Source organism: Nocardia testacea NBRC 100365, from assembly GCF_000308775.1.
GTDB lineage: Bacteria > Actinomycetota > Actinomycetes > Mycobacteriales > Mycobacteriaceae > Nocardia > Nocardia testacea.
Genome location: NZ_BAGJ01000265.1, coordinates 39,835 through 56,082, shown reverse-complemented (window position 1 = coordinate 56,082; position 16,248 = coordinate 39,835). Strand labels below are relative to the sequence as shown.

The window sequence follows — 16,248 nt, the reverse complement described above, 5'->3', positions numbered from 1 at the left end:
TGGTACAGGCCGACGACGTCGACCACTTGCTCCACGAATAGCGGATCGGTCGATAGTTTGAACCCGTCGACCTGGTGCGGTTTCAGCTCGAACCGCCACCAGATCCGCCCGATCGGCGATTTCGACAGCCCGGTCCGGTCGGTCGTGGTAATCCTCCTCGGCCAGCAATGATTTCACGCTGGCCTGTTCAAGAACGCATCGATTTTCGAGCAACGGAGAGGCGTCGACTCCCTATCTGCTCGGCGGTGACAAGCGGGCGCTTCTTGAACAGTCGTGACGGGGGCCGGTCTCCGGCACAGCCAGCAGGCCATATGACCGATGGGTTGGTCCCCGTTCGAGGAAGTCTCCGGTTGTCCACCGGTTGTGACGCGGATGATTTCCCGAGATGGCAACCCGACCAGCTTGGGCCAGGCGATCGCCCACTACGGGCGGATCTTCAAGACCTTGCAGTGCGCCACGAGGCGCTGTTTTGTTCGGACGGAGGTGAGAGACCACCGTGGCCCTGTCGTCGTAGCGGCGGGGTGAAGTTGGAGGCAGCCTGATCCAGGGGTCGCCGGTGAGGGTGGGAGCAGCCTCGACGAAGTCAGGTCGGGCCGGGACTACCGGATGGGTCGGGCCTGGTGAACGAGACAGGAAGGTATACGCGAGGAACCGGTGTCGTTAAGCCTCTTCATTTTGAACCAGCTCGAACCCGGTGGATATGGGCCGGGGTGCGATGCGCACCCACGTGCAAGATAGGCAGGTGGGGAACTTCTGGCTGGGTATTGTTGGCCTGAGCTGGGAGGCCATAGTGAAGGACTGCGGCGTAACCATGGCGATATCGCAGGGGCAGAGCCGGGTGCCTAACCCGTTGACCGAACAACAGTGAACGTGGGAACCGTCCGCGTGCGCTCTCTCCTGACTCCCAGCCAGAGAGATCGATGGGGATAGGCCCGACGCCGGCCGAAGCGCGGACGGGGCGGAGCCGTCGTAGTACTCCGAGCTGGGGAGAGCCCGGCGCATGGGGAAGGGCGGCAGCATGTCAGTCAAGGAGAAGGGTGCAATGTCCGAAGTTGCGCTGGTGAATACCAGCGCCGTGCAGTGGCCGGATCCCGATTCGGCGTACTTCACGGTACGGACAGATCAAGTTGCATCGCTGGGCGGGAGAAGAGTCCTCCCGCCGTTTCGGCGATCTGTTCAACCTCGTCCATGACCCGGCGTTTCTGATGCATGCGTGGGAACGCGTGTCCGGTAACACCGGAGCAAGGACGGCGGGGATCGACAGGGTCACTGTGGCCCAGCTCGAGACCGGGATCGGGGTACATGCGTTCCTGGACGGCATCCGGAATTCGCTGAAGTCCGGCGAGTTCTCACCGGTCGCAGTGCGGCAGGCGATGATCCCCAAAGCAGGCGGCAACCTGCGCAAGCTCGGGATTCCGACTGTCGCCGACCGGGTCGTGCAGGCCAGTCTGAAAGCGGCGCTCGAGCCGATTTTCGAGGCGGACTTTCTGCCGTGCTCGTATGGGTTCCGTCCGAACCGGCGGGCACATGACGCGATTTCCGAGATCCATTTTCTCGCATCCCGCCCGAGGGATTACCACTGGGTGTTGGAGGCGGACATCAAGGCGTGTTTCGACGAGATCGATCACTCTGCCCTGATGAGTCGCGTGCGGGGCCGGGTCAAGGACAAGCGGGTGTGCGCGTTGGTGACGGCGTTCCTGAAATCCGGGGTCATGACGATCTTCGGAGAAACGGAAGACACCTGGACCGGGGTGCCCCAGGGCGGGTTCCTCTCCCCGCTGCTGGCGAATATCGCCCTCTTCGCGCTGGATGAGCACTTCGACCAGCAATGGCAGACGGTAATGGGCACCGATAAGCGGCGGCCCACACGCAGACGAAAGGGCCTGGGCAACTGGAGAATTGTCCGCTTTGCGGACGATTTCGTCCTGATGGTGTCGGGCGACCGACGCCATGCCGAGGCGCTGCGTGAGGAGGTGGCAGGCGTGCTGGCTCCGTTGGGGTTGCGCTTGGCGCCGGAGAAGACCCGTGTCGTTCATGTTGACGAGGGCTTCGACTTCCTCGGCCACTATACCGCAGGCAGCGGAAACGAGGGACGCAGAAGCATTACATCTATACCCGGCCGTCCAAAAAGGCGATTGAGTCGATCAAGGGCAAGGTCCGGGCGAAAGTGAACAGGTCGACCCTGCATCTCACCCTGGACGAACTGGTCAACAGTTTGAACAGGATGCTGCGGGGCTTGGCGAACTACTTCAGGTATGGAGTGTCCAAGCAGGTATTCCACGCGATCGACCACCTAACGTGGCACCGCATCGCAAAGTGGCTGCACCACAAACACTCCCGGCTCAAATAGAGCGAGTTGCGTCGTCGGTTCTGCCGACCGGGTACCTGGATCATCGAACACAACGGGGCCGTATTCACCGGCGCATCCAGCGTCAAAGTGATCCGTTACCGCCACCGCCGCAACACCATCCCGGCCCCTTGGACCCCGAAACCGGCAGTCACCGCTATCGGTGCCTGACCAGCGGGAAAGGCGCGTGGAGCGCCCGTTGCGTGGAGACACGCACGGCGGGTGCGGCGGGCGGACCGGGAAACAGGCTGGTTGCAAAGCCAGTACCGCGCCCCGGTCCGACCCAACCATCTTGCGGCTGGCCGACGACGAACCGTATCGACGCGAGGCCAAGGCCCAGGCCAACATTCAAGAAGGACGCCACGAACTGGGCCGCACCGTATTTCACGGCAAAGAAGGGCGAGATGACGCGCGCCTACCTCGACGGGATGGAGAATCAGCTCGCGGCGCTGGGGCTGATCTTGAACTGTGTGGTGCTGTGGAACACGGTGTACCTGGACCGGGCGCTGGTCGAACTACGAGCACAGGACTATCCGGCGCGCGATGAGGATGCCGCCCGGCTGTCGGCGTTCATGCGCCGCCATATCCGGCTCGAAGGCCACTACAGCTTCGCGCTGCCCGACCTCGGTGGCATCCACCGACCGCTACGCGATCCGGACGCCCCCGACGAGGACGAATGACCTACATGGGTATGTTGTCGTCGCGCTCGCCGACACCATGGTGCGGGGCCTGTGATCTGGGCAACCGTGACCGATATCGGTAGCGGACCGACGGAATCGATACATTTGCGCGTCATGGTTGCCGACGAGCACGCGCGGCCTTGCTCTTACAAGGTAATCGAGCAGACGACGGACGGTTCGGCGTGGTTGGCGCGATTGCTAGGCAGTGCCTCCCGATAGATTTCGCGGCGCTTGCGCGGCCGATCGATTCACTGGATCGTCTCGTCGGCGAGGCGTTGTAGGTAGCTGGCGAATTGGCGGCGGTCGTGTTCGTTCCACGCCGCGGTGAGCTGGTCGAAGCAGCGGCGTTGCCAGTCGTGGGACGTGCTCAGCAACTCGTGTCCGCTGCCGGTGAGTTGCACGACGACACGGCGACGGTCGCGAGCGGAGTCGCTGCGGGCAAGGTATCCGGCTGCCGGATGTGTGCGTTATGTCCGAACGGATCATGCTCGACTGCCTGGGCCGGTACAAGGCGATGGGCTGGGTCGGCGCGGTCCCCGCCGCCTGCCACCACACCCAGCTACACATTCCGGAAGGCTATGCGCCCTGGCTGTGGGGCTGGCCAGAACGGCTCGCCGAGCGCATGGCAGACGCGGATGCCCGGATCGTGCTCGTCGCCGGGTCCGGCGGCGTCTCCGAGGGTTTCGACACTCCCGAATCCCTCGACCGGATCCCCAGCGGATTCACCGGCCTGGTCTGGACCAACCGGATCGACACCATCGCATCGCTGCTTCAATGAGCATCGGCGCATAGCCGGCCCCAGCCGGACGGGAAGCACAGAACCGCACCCCACCCCATCACCTTCTGCTGCATGACGGGTGGCGCCAGCTATACGAGAACACGACCGTCTGGCCCAGCTCGGCAGCCGCAATGTAGCGGTCAGGGCTTCGTGACCGCGGTCATCTTGGGCTCGCGGGGGACAGTCTTCTCGTGGTCAAGGTGCCTGTCCACCGTCGAGCGGGGCACGTCGAACATGTCGGCGATCTGCTGGACCGTCGTCTCCCGCTCGTCGTAGAGCCGTTGGATGAGCGCGCGGCCTGGTCGCGGAACGAGCAGGGCCCAGGCCGAAGGTGAGGACCGCTCGAGCGGCCGTCAGGCGACGGTTCGGCGACGACCTGACCTGACCGGGCCGGGCCACAAATCCGCGCCGACGGCTGAAGGCGCTGGCCGGCGTATCCGTGTGCCTGGCCACCGCGACGCCGTCTGCGGGTCGCCCGCGCCCCCGGCAGTTACGTACACCATCAGTGTCAGACGCGCTCGTAGATCGCGCCGGACTCGTTCCTGCACAGCATGCCCTCGTCCACGAGGGCGCGGCGCAGGGTCACCCAGTCGTCGAACCACTCGCCGCAGATCGCATTGACCTTGGCCTCGGGGTAGGGCACGCCGGGCTCGAACGAGTCCCTCACCACATCCAGCACCCGGCTGCGCACTTCCGTGTTGCCCGGGATGGAGGTCAGTCGGCCACGCCGGAAGTAGGAGCCCGCTCCGTCCCCGCGGGCTCGCCCGGCGACCCTGACCTCCGACTGGATGGCTAGCCGGAAGGTGTCGTCGAGCAGGGTGTACGTGTGTTTCTCACGGTCGAAGGAAGCGATTCTGACGTCCGCCAGCTTCTGCAGGGCCACGGCGGCGGCCGGTGAGCGCAGCCCGGCGCGTTCGGCGACCTCGGCCACGGTCGTCGCACCGAGGGCGAGCGCCGCGTAGGCAGCGCGCCGGTCGTTCTGGGCGAGCGCGCCCACCAGGTCGCGGCAGGAAGGCTGATGGTCGTCTGCGGGGGGCATTTTCAGCGTGTCCGTTCTGGTTGTTGTCGGGGCGCCGGCTGTCCTTTGAACCGCGCGCGTCTCTACGAATGTCAGACAGCCTCTCGGGCGCAAGTGGTGTGGAGGCGTTCCCATAGGCCGACCACATGCGCGTGCAGAACCTCCTCAGCCTCCTCTGCGCTCAGGTGGCCTATGAGCACGTGGCTGGTGAGGCCGTCGGCGAGGGCGAGCAGGGTGCGAGCCTCGCGCTGCGGGTCGGGCGGCGCAGCGCCTTCGTCGGCCGGGACGCTCTCGGCGGCCTCCGTGATGAGGCGGGCGAGGAGGCCTTGGAGGGCCGCGTAGCTGGTTCTCAGCGGGGCGGCGAGCGGCTCACTGACGGCCGCCTGGGCGACGAACGCGAGCCAGATCCGTGCTTCGGCGCGGTGTTCTTTCCGAAGCAGGGCGATCTCGGTGGCCACGTGGCCCAGCGCGGTGGCGGCCGTCTGGGCCGGGGTTCGGGCCAGGCAGTCCCGCATGCGTTCGGTGATGCGTTCGCCGACATGGTCGACGGCGAACAGGAGCATCTCTTCCTTGCTGCGGAAGCAGCGCTGAACTGCACCCAGGGAGACCTGCGCGCGGGCGGCGACGTCGCGCATGGTCACTCCTTCCGGTCCGTGTTCGTCGGCGAGCAGGCAGACGGCTTCGGCAATCTGGCGGCGTCGGCTTTCGTAGTCCACCTGCTTGGGCATGCTCGTTGTCTCCTTATTCCGATACGATCGTATCGTATCCGGGGTATGGTTCCGATACAAGCACGTCGACATGTGGATGGGGAGCGCAAGGATCATGCAGGACGCCCTGTGGAAGCTGCCGGCCGCCGCCCAGGCGCAGGCGGTCCGAGGTGGAGAGGTATCGGCGGTCGAACTCGTCGACAGCCACCTGGAACGCATCAATGAGGTCAACCCGCAGGTCAACGCGGTCACACAACTGTTGGCCGAGCGTGCCCGTGAGGCCGCCGCACAAATGGACCGGCGGCGGGCCGCGGGCGAAGAACTCGGGCCTCTGGCAGGCGTGCCGTTCACGGTGAAGGAATCCACCGCTATCGAAGGCGTGCCGACCACTTTCGGAACGGCGCGCTTCCGTGACCTGGTAGCGCCTGCAGACGCGCTGCCGGTGGCTCGGCTGCGTGCGGCCGGAGCCATACCGATCGGACACAGCAATATGCCCACCCTGATCCTGGCGGGGATGCACTCTCGCAGCGAGCTGTTCGGCGACACCGTCAACCCCTGGGACCCGAGCCGGACCCCAGGGGGCAGCAGCGGTGGCGACGGGGTGGCCGTGGCCACCGGCATGGCCGCGCTCGGACTCGGCAACGACTCCGGTGGATCAGTACGGATCCCGGCCTCGTTCTGCGGCGTGGCTGGGCTGAAGCCGACCACCGGGCGGTTCCCCGCCGACCACCGCGTCCTCGGCCCGGACGACCCTGGACCGGCCTCACAGCTACTGGTCACAGACGGGCCACTGGCCCGCAGGGTCACCGACCTGCGGCTGGCATACGAGGCGCTGGCCGGGACCGACCCGCGCGACCCGCGGGCCGTACCGGTGCCCGTGTACGGCGCGCCGCTGCCGGGGCGGACGAAGGTCGCAGTCGTTGCCGACCCCGGCGGCCACGGTGTCCACCCCACGGTCCGCGAGGCAGTTGCATCCGCGGCCGACGCGCTGCGAGACGCCGGGTATGACGTGCAGGAGGTGGCGGACGTTCCGCGGCTGGACGAGGCACTCAAGGCGTACGGCCGGATCACCGTGACCGAGTTCGCCGAGACCTGGCCAGTGGTGCGGACACTGCTTGGCAAGGGCGGAGACCGCTACATCGAGATGGCGATGGAGAAGACTCCGCCCGTGACAGCCTCGGAGTTCATGAAGCTGATGGGGGCCTGGCTGGGCATCCGACGTTCCTGGGCGGAGTTCCTCGACGAGTATCCGCTGTTGCTCGGGCCGGTGTTCACCGAGCCGCCTGTCGAGCCGGGGCTGGAGTCACGCGACAGAGCGGGACAGGCACGAGTCGGCGCGGGCATGCGCCTGTGTACGGTGACCAGCTTCGTGGGCGTGCCCGGGGTCGCCGTACCGACCGGAGTGACCGACGGGCTGCCGTCCGGCGTGCAGATCATCGGGCGCGCGTTCCGGGAGGACCTGTGCCTGGCCGCTGCCCAGGAGGTCGAAGACCGCCTCGGCGTGCTCACACCGATCAACCCACGCTCCGAAATTTCGACTGCCGCACGGTAGGCGGTGCTACCGCACCGAGCAGCAAGGAGAGGCAAGCATCCGGTGGCAGGCCCAGACCGATCAGTCAAAGCCGCCGTCGCGCGGCGGGGTCGGTCTGGGCCTGCCACCGGATCAACGCCTCCGCTGATGGGCGCGCGTACTTACCGAGCGACCGGACCGAGGTGTGTCCACTCATCCGCATCAGCATCGGCGTCGATGCGCCGTCCTCGGCCACATGGGTCAACCGGCTGTGCCGAAGCTGATGCAGCGTGAACGGACCGCGCGCGAAGTCGGCCGTGTGCTGCTCGCACAACTCCAGCGCTCGCCGATACGACAACCGGCCCCGCAGCGTCGACGGGTCGATATCGCCTACCGCCACCCCAGGTTTCGCCTTTTGGTCGGTCGGATATACCGGTCCCTGTCTGCGCCCGGCCAACAGTCGTGGCAGTAGCCGCGCGGTCCCGGTCTGCCAGGCAACCACATCCTTGGCTCCGCCCTTGCGGGTCGCCGTGGCGGACCGGTTCGCTGGATCCGGCCGAATGGGGTCGATGCTAGTTGTAGTGAATGTTCCAGATCTGCAGCGCCTCTTGGCGCTGCAGATCCGAGGTCCATTCACGGGCGTAGAGCAATTCCTCGGCCAAGATCCTGTTGTAGCGCTCGACTTTCCCGTTATGGCGGGGCGTGTAGGACGTGATCCGCTGGTGGCGGGCCCCGAGAAGTACCTTCGCGAAGTCGTGGGCCTTGTAGCAGGGGCCGTTGTCGGTGACGATCCGCTCGATCCGGGTGATGCCGTGCGCGGCGAAGAACGCTCGTGCCCGGAACATGAGCCCGATCGCGGTGAACGCTTTCTCATCATCGAGGGATTCGGTGTAGGCCAGGCGCGAGTAACCGTCGACCGCGGTGTGCAGGAACGCATACCCGGGTCGGCGGCGTTTGGCCGCGGCCCGGGCGGTCAGGTCCTGGACAGAGCCTCGGCCGTGGACACGCCAGCCGCCGCCGTCGGGGATCCGGCCGACTTTCTGGATGTCGACATGCACCATATGCCCCGGTCGGCGGGCGATGATCCGGCGTGGCGCCCGGTTCGGTTCGCCGTTCGGGTCCAGGAAGCGACGCCGGTTCAGCCTGAGCCAGGCCGAGTAACGGCCGACGGTCCGCACCGAGACCGGGGTACCCTCGGCCGCCAATTCCAGCGCGATCCTGCGTGCCGACCACTCCCTGGTCCTTCGTAGCTGTTCGATTCGGTGGACGAGCTCGAGGGGATCGCCGTCGGTGACCGGTGCGGAGCCGAGGATCTGTCGAGCAGGCCGAGCTCTCCGAAGCGGCGGAATCGGTTGAGCCACTTCGATGCACATTGCCGTGAGATGCCCATCTCGGCGGCGACATGAGCGATCGGACGGTGCCTGCAGCGGTGCACGAGCCGGTGGCGGCTCTCGATGGTGAGCGGGGCGTTACGGTGAGACACGGCGGTTCTTTCGGTTGTGGCTGATGTGTGAGTTGGCGCTTCACATCTTGCCGCCGGAAGAACCGCCCCTTTCAGCTCACCCCACACCGCGCGTCACCGACATCACGACCCGCACCTGCTAAATTACCTGCAGCATTTTCGCGATTGCCTCGCCTTTCAACGCGGTCATCGAGGTTTCCCATCGCCGCGACCGGGGCCGTCGAGCAGCCGGATCACACGTGGTGAAGTCGACCTCGGTGAGCGTCGGGGCGGCACCGTCCAGCAGTGGCGCGCCGAAGTCCGCCGCTATATGCCGATGGTGCTATGTGGCCTTCACCTCTCGGCGCAATCGCTCGAAAGCCGCGGGATTCCGATACTCCGGCACGGCGGGGTGCACGGAGAACTGACGCGCGCAGGGCCGGGTCCGCCAGAAACCGCAACGGCGCGACGGTGCGCACGTTGCGGCCGCAAACACCCTGCAGATGCGCTTCTTGCGAAGGCTGACAGCGTCGAAGCCGCCCTTGGACTGCGGACAGGCGGTGCGCTCGACCGACGTCACCCGCAAACCCTCCCCGGCCGGGCCGTAGGACCGTGGTGTGGCGGGCCTGGTATGCCCACATCACTTTGTCGATGCTCGCCCTCGCGTGGCCTGCTTCCGCGAAAGCCATTGCAGCAAAGGGAATCATCGACAGCGATCGAGACATAATCGCCCTCACGTTGCCGGAGATCCGCCGACTCACCACCGCCTTGGTCCTGCCTGCACTCCGCTGCGCCCACCAGGTCCGGGCATGGTCGAACTGGCGGCGTCGCCGCCGACACCAAGCCCGCTTATCCCACTACAGGCGCCGAGGACACCATCGCCTGAGTGCCGTTGCAGTACTAGGGGTAGGAGATTCAGCGGGGTCCGCACGCGGCTTCCTCCGGAAAAGACCATTTCCGTCCCGCGGTAGTCCTATCGTCATCACCCCGGCCGATCGGACTCTGATTTCAGCTGACCGCAGTCACCGGGAGCCGTTCAGCGTAAACGCTCCCGCCAATACGGGGCCGAGAAAGATTCCGAGATAAGAGAGGGTGACCCATGGCTGGTTCGCCACGTAGTAGTCGTACGCCGGCAGGCCCCACCGCGTGTTGCCCAGGATTACGACATATATCACAAAGTCGATGGTTACTGCGCATGCCACCCAAGCGACGCCGAGGCGCAAAGATTGTCGTCGGCGATCGAGTGTCGCCCGAGATAGGGCGAGTAGGCCGCATATGCCCCAGATCAGCAGGTTCGTGACTACATGCACCGGCACGGTGGCTTGATATGCGGGATCGTACAAGAAGTCGGAATCCGGAACTGTCGTGCCGGCAACTCCCGTGTATACGAGCGTTATGGCCGTATTCACCACATTGACGATCAGATACGCCGCCAGGAACCAGATCATCGCACGTCTGAGCATTGCAAAACCTCCAGTATGAGATACGCAGTAGAGTATGGCATACGCACTTGCGTACGGCATCCGGCGGTCGGGTCGTACACTCGGCTCGGTTTCGCTGTAGAGTCTGTTGGTTTCGAGTTCGTGACCGGTCACAGATCGGACCAGAGGTTCGGAGGCGCACATTCTCTACGCCGCAACATCGGAGTGGACTGGTTCGCGCTAGCCTGCCTGTGGGCCGACCGACGGGCTGACGCACTGACGACGATCGGAGATGCAGCAGGGCAATGAGTGAAGACAACGGGCCGGACGCCGTCGCGGCCGAGGTTTCATGGCTGTGGGAGTCTCAGACCCGTGCGCGGCGCCGCCCGAGGCCAGAGCTGAGTCTGCAACTCATAGTGAGGGCCGGTATCGAACTGGCGGATAGCGAGGGGCTTGCGGCAGTTGCCATGGCTCGAATCGCTGACAGCCTAGGCGCCGGCACTATGTCCCTGTATCGTTATGTACCCAACAAGACCCAGCTGGTTCGAGCGATGCTCGATACCGCAATCGGGCAACCGCCGCCAACGATTCCTGCCGCTTGGCAGACGCAGTTGCGCGCCTGGGCGGTCAGCCTGGGAGCGATGATAGTCGCACATCCCTGGATGTTGCCGCTCTTGAACGAGCGCAGAGCGATGGGCCCCAACGAATTGGCCTGGTTCGAATCGGCTCTGGCTGTCGCCACAAGTGCTGGCTTCACGCCACGTATGGCAGTGCAGGTCGTGTTCGCCATAAATTCATACGTTCGGGGTACGGCAGGTGATCGAGCCAGGATGTCCGAGACCGAACGCGATACGGGAGTCAGTGAGGATGAATGGCGCGATCCCTATCTCGATGCCCTTACGCGAGTTGTCGATGAACAGCGCTATCCCACTCTTTCGGTTGCTCTGGCCGCCGGTGCACTCAGCCGGCCCGTATACTTCGAGTACGGACTGGATCGCCTGCTGGAAGGGATCACCGCTGCTGTCGGTGACACCGAGAAATCCTGAACGCGAAGTATGCCGAGCGGATGCTCGAGCAGTGCACGCGAACTGAGGAGCCCGGCCCCTCCGAACAGTGACGGGAACTGCATCGCCGCAACCGGCTACTCGAGCAGGAGAACGAGGTGCTTGGGCTTCATCAGCGGTGAACCAGCGACGCGATGTCTTCGCGGCCAGAGCGCGTTCCAGCATGGCCATCACCAGTCGCGGCTTGGTTGCGGACCTCGTTGGGAATTCCGGTTGCCCGGCAACGGCCGCGGTCGCCGGTCCACGATTCCGGCATATGCAACTCCCGAGCGACCAGAGCATGACTGTACTGGGAGGCCTACGCGAGGAAGACCCTGATCTGGCAGTCGGGTACTCACCGCGGGAGCCGCCGGTCGCGGCTTCGAGCGATTGCGCCGAGAGGTGGAGGCCCCACCGCGCCATCGGCATATAGTGGCGGACTTCGTCGCGCCTAGTGGCGGACTTCGTCGCGCCGCTGCTGGACGGTCGACCGATATCGGGCGAGATCGCTTACCCAGCCCAAGCGATGGCGCAGAGGACGCCGCCGGGACGTCCTCGCGAATATGAGGCGAGTCTTTCGAGGATCTCTTCGGACGTCTTGGTCCAGACGAACGCTGCGAGTTCTCGATCCAGGCGGCCATCCAGTACTTGGCTATGACTCGGTGTGTCGGCGGCTCACGAATGCATCGACTGCCCTCGGACCGCGGTGACGATCTCGTCGGTGGTGGGGAAGTGCTCACGCGTTCGTTTCGCCACCGAGACGCCGTCCACTGCAACGTCGAAAACGCCGCCTCGGCCAGGGATCAGGTCGACGGTAAGCCCTAGATCACGTGCGATCGCATCGGCTGCGTTCTGGGCGCGCTTGTCGTACTTGCACGGAACGCAGTACGTGATGGTGATGGTCATGGTCTCCTCTTCTGTTCGTTGCGGTTCGCGGGGCCGACGGTCGGTCGGCTACCTGGTCTGATGAGCGTCGGCTGCGAGCATGGCAGGCAGGGCGATCGCCCGGAACCGGTCGAGCGGGGCCCTGCTGCGCTCGACCTTCGTGCGGAGGATCGCGCCCTCCCAGCCGGTGATGAGCAGGTCGGCGAGATCGTGGGCGTCGAACGCGTCGGTGACCTCGCCGACGCGTTGAGCCTCTGCGATCCACTCGGTGAACCTCCCGATCCATTCCTGGTAGATATCGCTCAGCCGGGCACGGATCGGCTCGCTGTGGCCAGGTGCCTCGATGCTGAGGTCGCCGATGAGACATCCCCGAGCGAAGTCGTCGCTTATCAGCCGGTCGGTGACGAGGTCGAGGTAGCGCTCGATCTTGTCGCGCGGTGAGGGTGTCTCGTCGGCCACGGCCATCAGTGACCTGACGTGCTCGAAGTAGGTGTCGAGAACTTCAAGGGCGAACTGTTCCTTGGAGCGGAAATGATTGGTGAACGAACCGTGGGGAGCTCCTGCCGCATCGGCGATCTCACGCACGCCGGCGCCCACGTACCCCTTGCGGAACATGGTCCGAAGTCCCGCTTCGACCAGAGCGTCGCGGTGGCTGGGCTTGGGCATCAGGGTGCTTCGTTCTCGCGAATCCAACGGGCGACCTCGTTGCCGATCAACTGCGGGAAGTCCTCTTGGAGGTAATGCCGGCCGCCTGGCAGCTGCACCAATTCGACGTTCGTCAGAGTCGCGACGAACTCGCGAGCCTGCTGGGGGCTGAGGAGAGCGCCGGGGTCGCCCGCGAATACGAGCTTCGGATAGACCGAGGCGCGCAGCGCGTCGTGCGCGATGCTCAGCATCGCTGTGACGTCGGCAGGCTCGCCGCCGATTGGCAGCTGTCGGGGAAAGGCGAGCGTCGGTCGCCGGGAGTCCGAGGTCACGAACGGTGTGCGATAGGTGTCGAGCTCCTCGGCCAGGAGTGGCCGTTCGATCGATCCGGGCAGCACGCGTTCGACGAAGATGTTCTGCTCCAGGATCAGCCGCTCTCCGGCGGGTGATCGGAGCGACTGGAAAAGTTCGCGGGCCTGATCGCTCTGGTGGAAATCCGACCAAGAGGGCATCGGCCGGATGAATTCCATGAACACGAGGCCGCGGACGAAGTCGGGACGCCTGGCCGCGAGGTGGAAAGCGAGGGCAGTGCCCCAGTCCTGGGCCACCAGATAGGCGGACTCGATACCGAGCTCGTCGATGAACGCGTCGAGGTATGCAGCGTGCTGGATGAAGCTGTAATCGAGTGCTGGCTTGCCCGACTGTCCGAATCCGATCAGGTCCGGCGCGATAGCCCGCGCTACGGGAGCGACGAGGGGAAGGATGTCGCGCCAAATGTACGACGAAGTCGGGTTTCCGTGCAGGAAGAGGGTGATGGGTGCATCCGGGTCGCCGGCTGAACGATAGGCCATTTGTTCGCCCAGCACATCGATGCGCGGGAGGAGAGTGTCCATAGGTGCAGGTGTCATAGCCCTAGAATACGTACGAACGTATTAAAGTCAAGAGGCGGGTTTCCGGGGTTCCAGTAGCAGCCGGGACGTGACAACCGATACCGTCAATTCTTCTGGTGGGTGCACGCGTCGAGCGCGTCCGGCCCGAGCTCGCGTCCGAAGCCGCTCTGCTTGTACCCGACGTAGGGCATCAGCTCGGGAGGCGGTGCCGGTCGTTGATCCACACCCTGCCGGATTCCAGCCGGTCGGCGACCGTACGGGCGCGTATCAACACCCAATCTGCGCGCCCTCTAGGTTTCTCGGATTCTTCGGTCAGGCTTTCGCGTGGCTTCGGCGCGGACTTCGTCGATGATGTCCCGAGGGATGTGGTCGATGATGTCCTCGCGGGACCTGACCTTCAATTTGCGCAGGATGGCGGTGATCTGCGCGTCGATGGTCCTGGTGGATTTCCCTCGGTGGGCGGCGATGGCGGGATTGGTCCAGCCTGCAGTGGCCAGGACGGCGACCTCGCGTTCGGCTCGGGTCAATTCGTGCCAGTGGGAAACGTGCTGGTGCTCGGTGGGGTGATCGGCGGTCGAGGTCTCGATGGTGAGCGTGCCCAGGGCCAGCCGCTGGGTCTCGTTGTATTCGGGGCGCAGGCGCCTGCCGCGTGCTTCTGCCGCAGCGAACGTACTGGGGCCCAGTATCCGATGGGCAATCGCAATGGCCTCTTCGGACTTCTCGGTCAAGGGCCCTATCGCATCGATGACGATGCCGAACCTGTCGGCCATGGTCGCCATACCTCCCGCGAGGTGGGCGATCTCGATGGCCAGAGTCGTCGACTCGGTGTGGTCGGGGTTTCCGGTGGTGAGTAGGTCGGTGATCAGACGCGCCAGCGTCCAGATGCGGATCTGCACGGCCCACATTCCGACCACCCAGTCACCGACAGCGAGCTGATAGGCTAGCGAGGACCGCCCGAGCTCTAATGCTTTGCAAGGCTCACCGTACCGGGTCAGAGCAACCGCCCAGGCGAGCTCGGCCCATGACCTCTCCTGTGATGTTGCGGGAAAGTTGACGTGGTCGTAGTAACGCTGGGTCAATTCCAAGGATTGATCGGCGGTTCCCAGCACGCCCGCGGCGAGGTTGGCATGCAGTTCGCTCACGGCCGCCGAACCATAATCGCGCTGCTCGAGGTATTTGTCTCGGGCGCGCACGAACACATCGATGGCACCGATATCGCCGCGGACGAACAGCAGCTCGTATCCCCATGCGTGTTCGACGGCAGGGGCTAGGCCGATATCCGTCCCGGTGGTACTCCGCCAGTTAGCCCTGGCGTCCGGATCATCGATGCAGGCGGTGACGCAGGCCTCCAGTATCTGTTCGGTCTCCTCCACTCTGCCCTGGTGCAGGGCCAGCCCCGAGATAGTGGCCATACCTGCGATCTGGAGGCCGGTGAGCCGACTGTCCTGTGCCCGAGTGGCGTTGAGGCATCGTTCGGTCCAGCCACGCATTTCTCGCACCGACCCGTTGACAAAATTTTGCATAGCGTAGAGATCGACGCAGATTTGCAGGCCGAGAGCGGCCTGAGCGGGCGTTGTGAGGCTGGTCTCGAGGGCGATCACAGTATTGGCCCAGGTTGTTCGAACCCAAGCCATGAGATGCTGCCGCTCGGAGCGCGGCCACTGGGTGGCAGCGTAACGGATTCGGTCCCGGTAGTACCGCAGGTGCCGGTCGGCCAGCACGGCGGGCTCGTCCCCAGTGGGACGGCTGCGTTGCCGCAACTGGTCCTGGGCATAGACCCGGAGGCTTTCCAGCAAGCTGTACCGCACCGTGGTCGGTGTCCGGTGCACCGACACCAGCGCGTGATCGACGAGCCGTTCCAGCAGGTCCTCGATCTCTTCCGGGGCCAGGATCACGCGGCTGCCGTCAGTGTCCTCGAGCGAGTCGGTTTCGTCGCTGCAGATGGTCCGGATGGCCTCCAGATCGGCACCGACATCCGGATCGGCGGTACCGGGGCCGGTGGCGTAACCGGCGGCGAAGATCGACAGGCGGTCGAACAGCAAACGTTCTTTGTTCGTGCACAACTCATACGACCAGGTGATGGCGTCGCCTACCCCGTAATGGCGGGGCTCGGCTCCCACGCGGAGACTGCGCTTCCAGCGCAGCCGGGCGTCGTCGGCGCGTCCGGTGAGCCCACTCAGCACCAGCGCCGGCGGTTGATGACGTAGCCGGGCGGCCGCCAACTGAATGTATAGGGGGTGATTGTGCAGCCGATGGCAGATCTTGGCGGCGGTATTCATCTGATCATTGCCCGCCAGCGGGTGGCCGGTGAGTTCGGCGCGCCGGCGAAACAGCAGCGCCGCCTGCTGGTCGGTCAGCGGCGGGACCGGGACCAGGTACTCGTCGACCCAGCCGACCGGCTGGCGGCTGGTGGCCAACACGGTCAACTCGGGGATCACCTCGAGCAGATCGGCTATCACCTCGGCAACGTCGGGGAGCACATGTTCGCAGTTGTCGAGTACCAATACGGTGGGCGGGACACGCCCGGTCGGCCCGGTGCGGGTGAAGGTGTCGACGAGGGCGTCCCAGGTCGACCGCCCGGAGAAATCGCCGTCGATCACCGCATGAGCAATTTCCTCTTCTACCGCAGCGCTTCCGCTTCCCTTGGGTAAACGCGCCAACCGCACCCAGAACACGGCGGAACGCCCGGAGTGCGCATGACGGTACTCGCGGATCACTTCAGCGGCCAGGCGGGTCTTTCCGATTCCGCCCGGACCGATCAGGGTTGTCAACCGGACCGTACCCAGGAGCGTCCTGATCTGCTGCAACTCTTGTTCCCGACCCACAAAGGTGAGATCGGGGGCGGGCAGGCCACCGGCAGGGTCCCGCGGAGGTGCTTCCACG

General features: G+C 65.1%; 17 protein-coding genes and 2 pseudogenes. 7 read left to right on the top strand and 12 right to left on the bottom strand.

Going from position 1 to position 16,248, the window contains the following annotated elements; all coding sequences use genetic code 11:
* Positions 1-1,127 precede the first annotated feature (1,127 nt).
* From ltrA to ON38_RS29175, 4 genes and pseudogenes are all read left to right on the top strand, one after another.
* Positions 1,128-2,171: a group II intron reverse transcriptase/maturase gene (ltrA, locus tag ON38_RS29180; RefSeq protein ID WP_306306707.1), complete on the top strand. Its 1,044-nt coding sequence runs from the start codon at positions 1,128-1,130 to the stop codon at positions 2,169-2,171.
* Positions 2,168-2,350: a group II intron maturase-specific domain-containing protein gene (locus ON38_RS38110; RefSeq protein ID WP_306306706.1), complete on the top strand. Its 183-nt coding sequence runs from the start codon at positions 2,168-2,170 to the stop codon at positions 2,348-2,350. Before ltrA ends, ON38_RS38110 begins: the two co-directional genes overlap by 4 nt.
* 160 nt (positions 2,351-2,510) lie before the next feature.
* Positions 2,511-2,738: pseudogene (locus ON38_RS38305) on the top strand (hypothetical protein); the annotation flags it as partial.
* A gap of 13 nt (positions 2,739-2,751) precedes the next feature.
* A complete protein-coding gene (locus tag ON38_RS29175) occupies positions 2,752-3,027 on the top strand; it encodes a Tn3 family transposase (protein WP_083873195.1) in 276 nt (91 codons plus the stop codon).
* Between the two features lie 248 nt (positions 3,028-3,275).
* Here the strand turns inward: ON38_RS29175 and ON38_RS29170 are convergent, their stop codons facing one another.
* Entirely contained in the window at positions 3,276-3,428 is a 153-nt protein-coding gene (locus ON38_RS29170; RefSeq protein ID WP_174372471.1) for a hypothetical protein, read from the bottom strand.
* A gap of 68 nt (positions 3,429-3,496) precedes the next feature.
* Between ON38_RS29170 and ON38_RS29165 the strand changes: the two genes are divergently transcribed.
* Complete coding sequence (locus ON38_RS29165; protein ID WP_039828292.1) at positions 3,497-3,805, top strand: PI-PLC domain-containing protein; 309 nt, start codon at positions 3,497-3,499, stop codon at positions 3,803-3,805.
* 140 nt (positions 3,806-3,945) lie between these two features.
* On the opposite strand, the gene ON38_RS35355 is transcribed toward ON38_RS29165, so the two are convergent.
* From ON38_RS35355 to ON38_RS29155, 3 genes are all read right to left on the bottom strand, one after another.
* Positions 3,946-4,092: an ArsR family transcriptional regulator gene (locus tag ON38_RS35355; protein WP_245564366.1), complete on the bottom strand. Its 147-nt coding sequence runs from the start codon at positions 4,090-4,092 to the stop codon at positions 3,946-3,948.
* A gap of 221 nt (positions 4,093-4,313) precedes the next feature.
* On the bottom strand, positions 4,314-4,844 hold the full coding sequence (locus ON38_RS29160) for a DUF2087 domain-containing protein (RefSeq protein ID WP_039828291.1): 531 nt from the start codon (positions 4,842-4,844) through the stop codon (positions 4,314-4,316).
* A 71-nt stretch (positions 4,845-4,915) separates the two neighbouring features.
* Positions 4,916-5,551 carry a TetR/AcrR family transcriptional regulator gene (locus ON38_RS29155; RefSeq protein WP_039828290.1) on the bottom strand — a complete coding sequence of 212 codons (636 nt, stop codon included), beginning with the start codon at positions 5,549-5,551 and terminating at the stop codon, positions 4,916-4,918.
* A 94-nt stretch (positions 5,552-5,645) separates the two neighbouring features.
* On the opposite strand from ON38_RS29155, the gene ON38_RS29150 reads away from it, so the two are divergent.
* Positions 5,646-7,082 carry an amidase gene (locus tag ON38_RS29150; protein ID WP_039828289.1) on the top strand — a complete coding sequence of 479 codons (1,437 nt, stop codon included), beginning with the start codon at positions 5,646-5,648 and terminating at the stop codon, positions 7,080-7,082.
* Positions 7,083-7,146: 64 nt separating this feature from the next.
* Here the strand turns inward: ON38_RS29150 and ON38_RS37750 are convergent, their stop codons facing one another.
* The 3 genes and pseudogenes from ON38_RS37750 to ON38_RS36490 all read right to left on the bottom strand — a co-directional run bounded on the left by ON38_RS37750 (position 7,147) and on the right by ON38_RS36490 (position 9,944).
* Positions 7,147-7,440 (bottom strand): tyrosine-type recombinase/integrase, encoded by a 294-nt coding sequence (locus ON38_RS37750; RefSeq protein WP_245564364.1) that lies wholly within the window; start codon positions 7,438-7,440, stop codon positions 7,147-7,149.
* Positions 7,441-7,615: 175 nt separating this feature from the next.
* A pseudogene (locus ON38_RS29140) lies at positions 7,616-8,523 on the bottom strand (IS481 family transposase); the annotation flags it as partial.
* Between the two features lie 980 nt (positions 8,524-9,503).
* Entirely contained in the window at positions 9,504-9,944 is a 441-nt protein-coding gene (locus tag ON38_RS36490) for a hypothetical protein (RefSeq protein ID WP_157181980.1), read from the bottom strand.
* A 263-nt stretch (positions 9,945-10,207) separates the two neighbouring features.
* Between ON38_RS36490 and ON38_RS35345 the strand changes: the two genes are divergently transcribed.
* Positions 10,208-10,948 carry a TetR/AcrR family transcriptional regulator gene (locus tag ON38_RS35345; protein WP_083873192.1) on the top strand — a complete coding sequence of 247 codons (741 nt, stop codon included), beginning with the start codon at positions 10,208-10,210 and terminating at the stop codon, positions 10,946-10,948.
* Between the two features lie 672 nt (positions 10,949-11,620).
* Here ON38_RS35345 and ON38_RS29125 read toward each other — a convergent pair.
* The 5 genes from ON38_RS29125 to ON38_RS29110 all read right to left on the bottom strand — a co-directional run bounded on the left by ON38_RS29125 (position 11,621) and on the right by ON38_RS29110 (position 16,247).
* Positions 11,621-11,851, bottom strand: coding sequence for an Rdx family protein (locus ON38_RS29125; protein WP_039828286.1), 231 nt, complete (start codon positions 11,849-11,851; stop codon positions 11,621-11,623).
* Positions 11,852-11,899: 48 nt separating this feature from the next.
* The gene (locus ON38_RS29120; protein WP_051165420.1) at positions 11,900-12,496 is read right to left on the bottom strand and encodes a TetR/AcrR family transcriptional regulator; all 597 of its coding nucleotides are present in this window, start codon (positions 12,494-12,496) and stop codon (positions 11,900-11,902) included.
* Positions 12,496-13,368 (bottom strand): haloalkane dehalogenase, encoded by an 873-nt coding sequence (locus tag ON38_RS29115; protein ID WP_245564362.1) that lies wholly within the window; start codon positions 13,366-13,368, stop codon positions 12,496-12,498. The genes ON38_RS29120 and ON38_RS29115 overlap by 1 nt, the downstream gene beginning before the upstream one ends.
* A gap of 101 nt (positions 13,369-13,469) precedes the next feature.
* A complete protein-coding gene (locus tag ON38_RS37740) occupies positions 13,470-13,589 on the bottom strand; it encodes an aldehyde dehydrogenase family protein (protein WP_157181979.1) in 120 nt (39 codons plus the stop codon).
* A 66-nt stretch (positions 13,590-13,655) separates the two neighbouring features.
* Positions 13,656-16,247 (bottom strand): AAA family ATPase, encoded by a 2,592-nt coding sequence (locus ON38_RS29110; RefSeq protein ID WP_169333311.1) that lies wholly within the window; start codon positions 16,245-16,247, stop codon positions 13,656-13,658.
* Position 16,248: the final 1 nt, after the last annotated feature.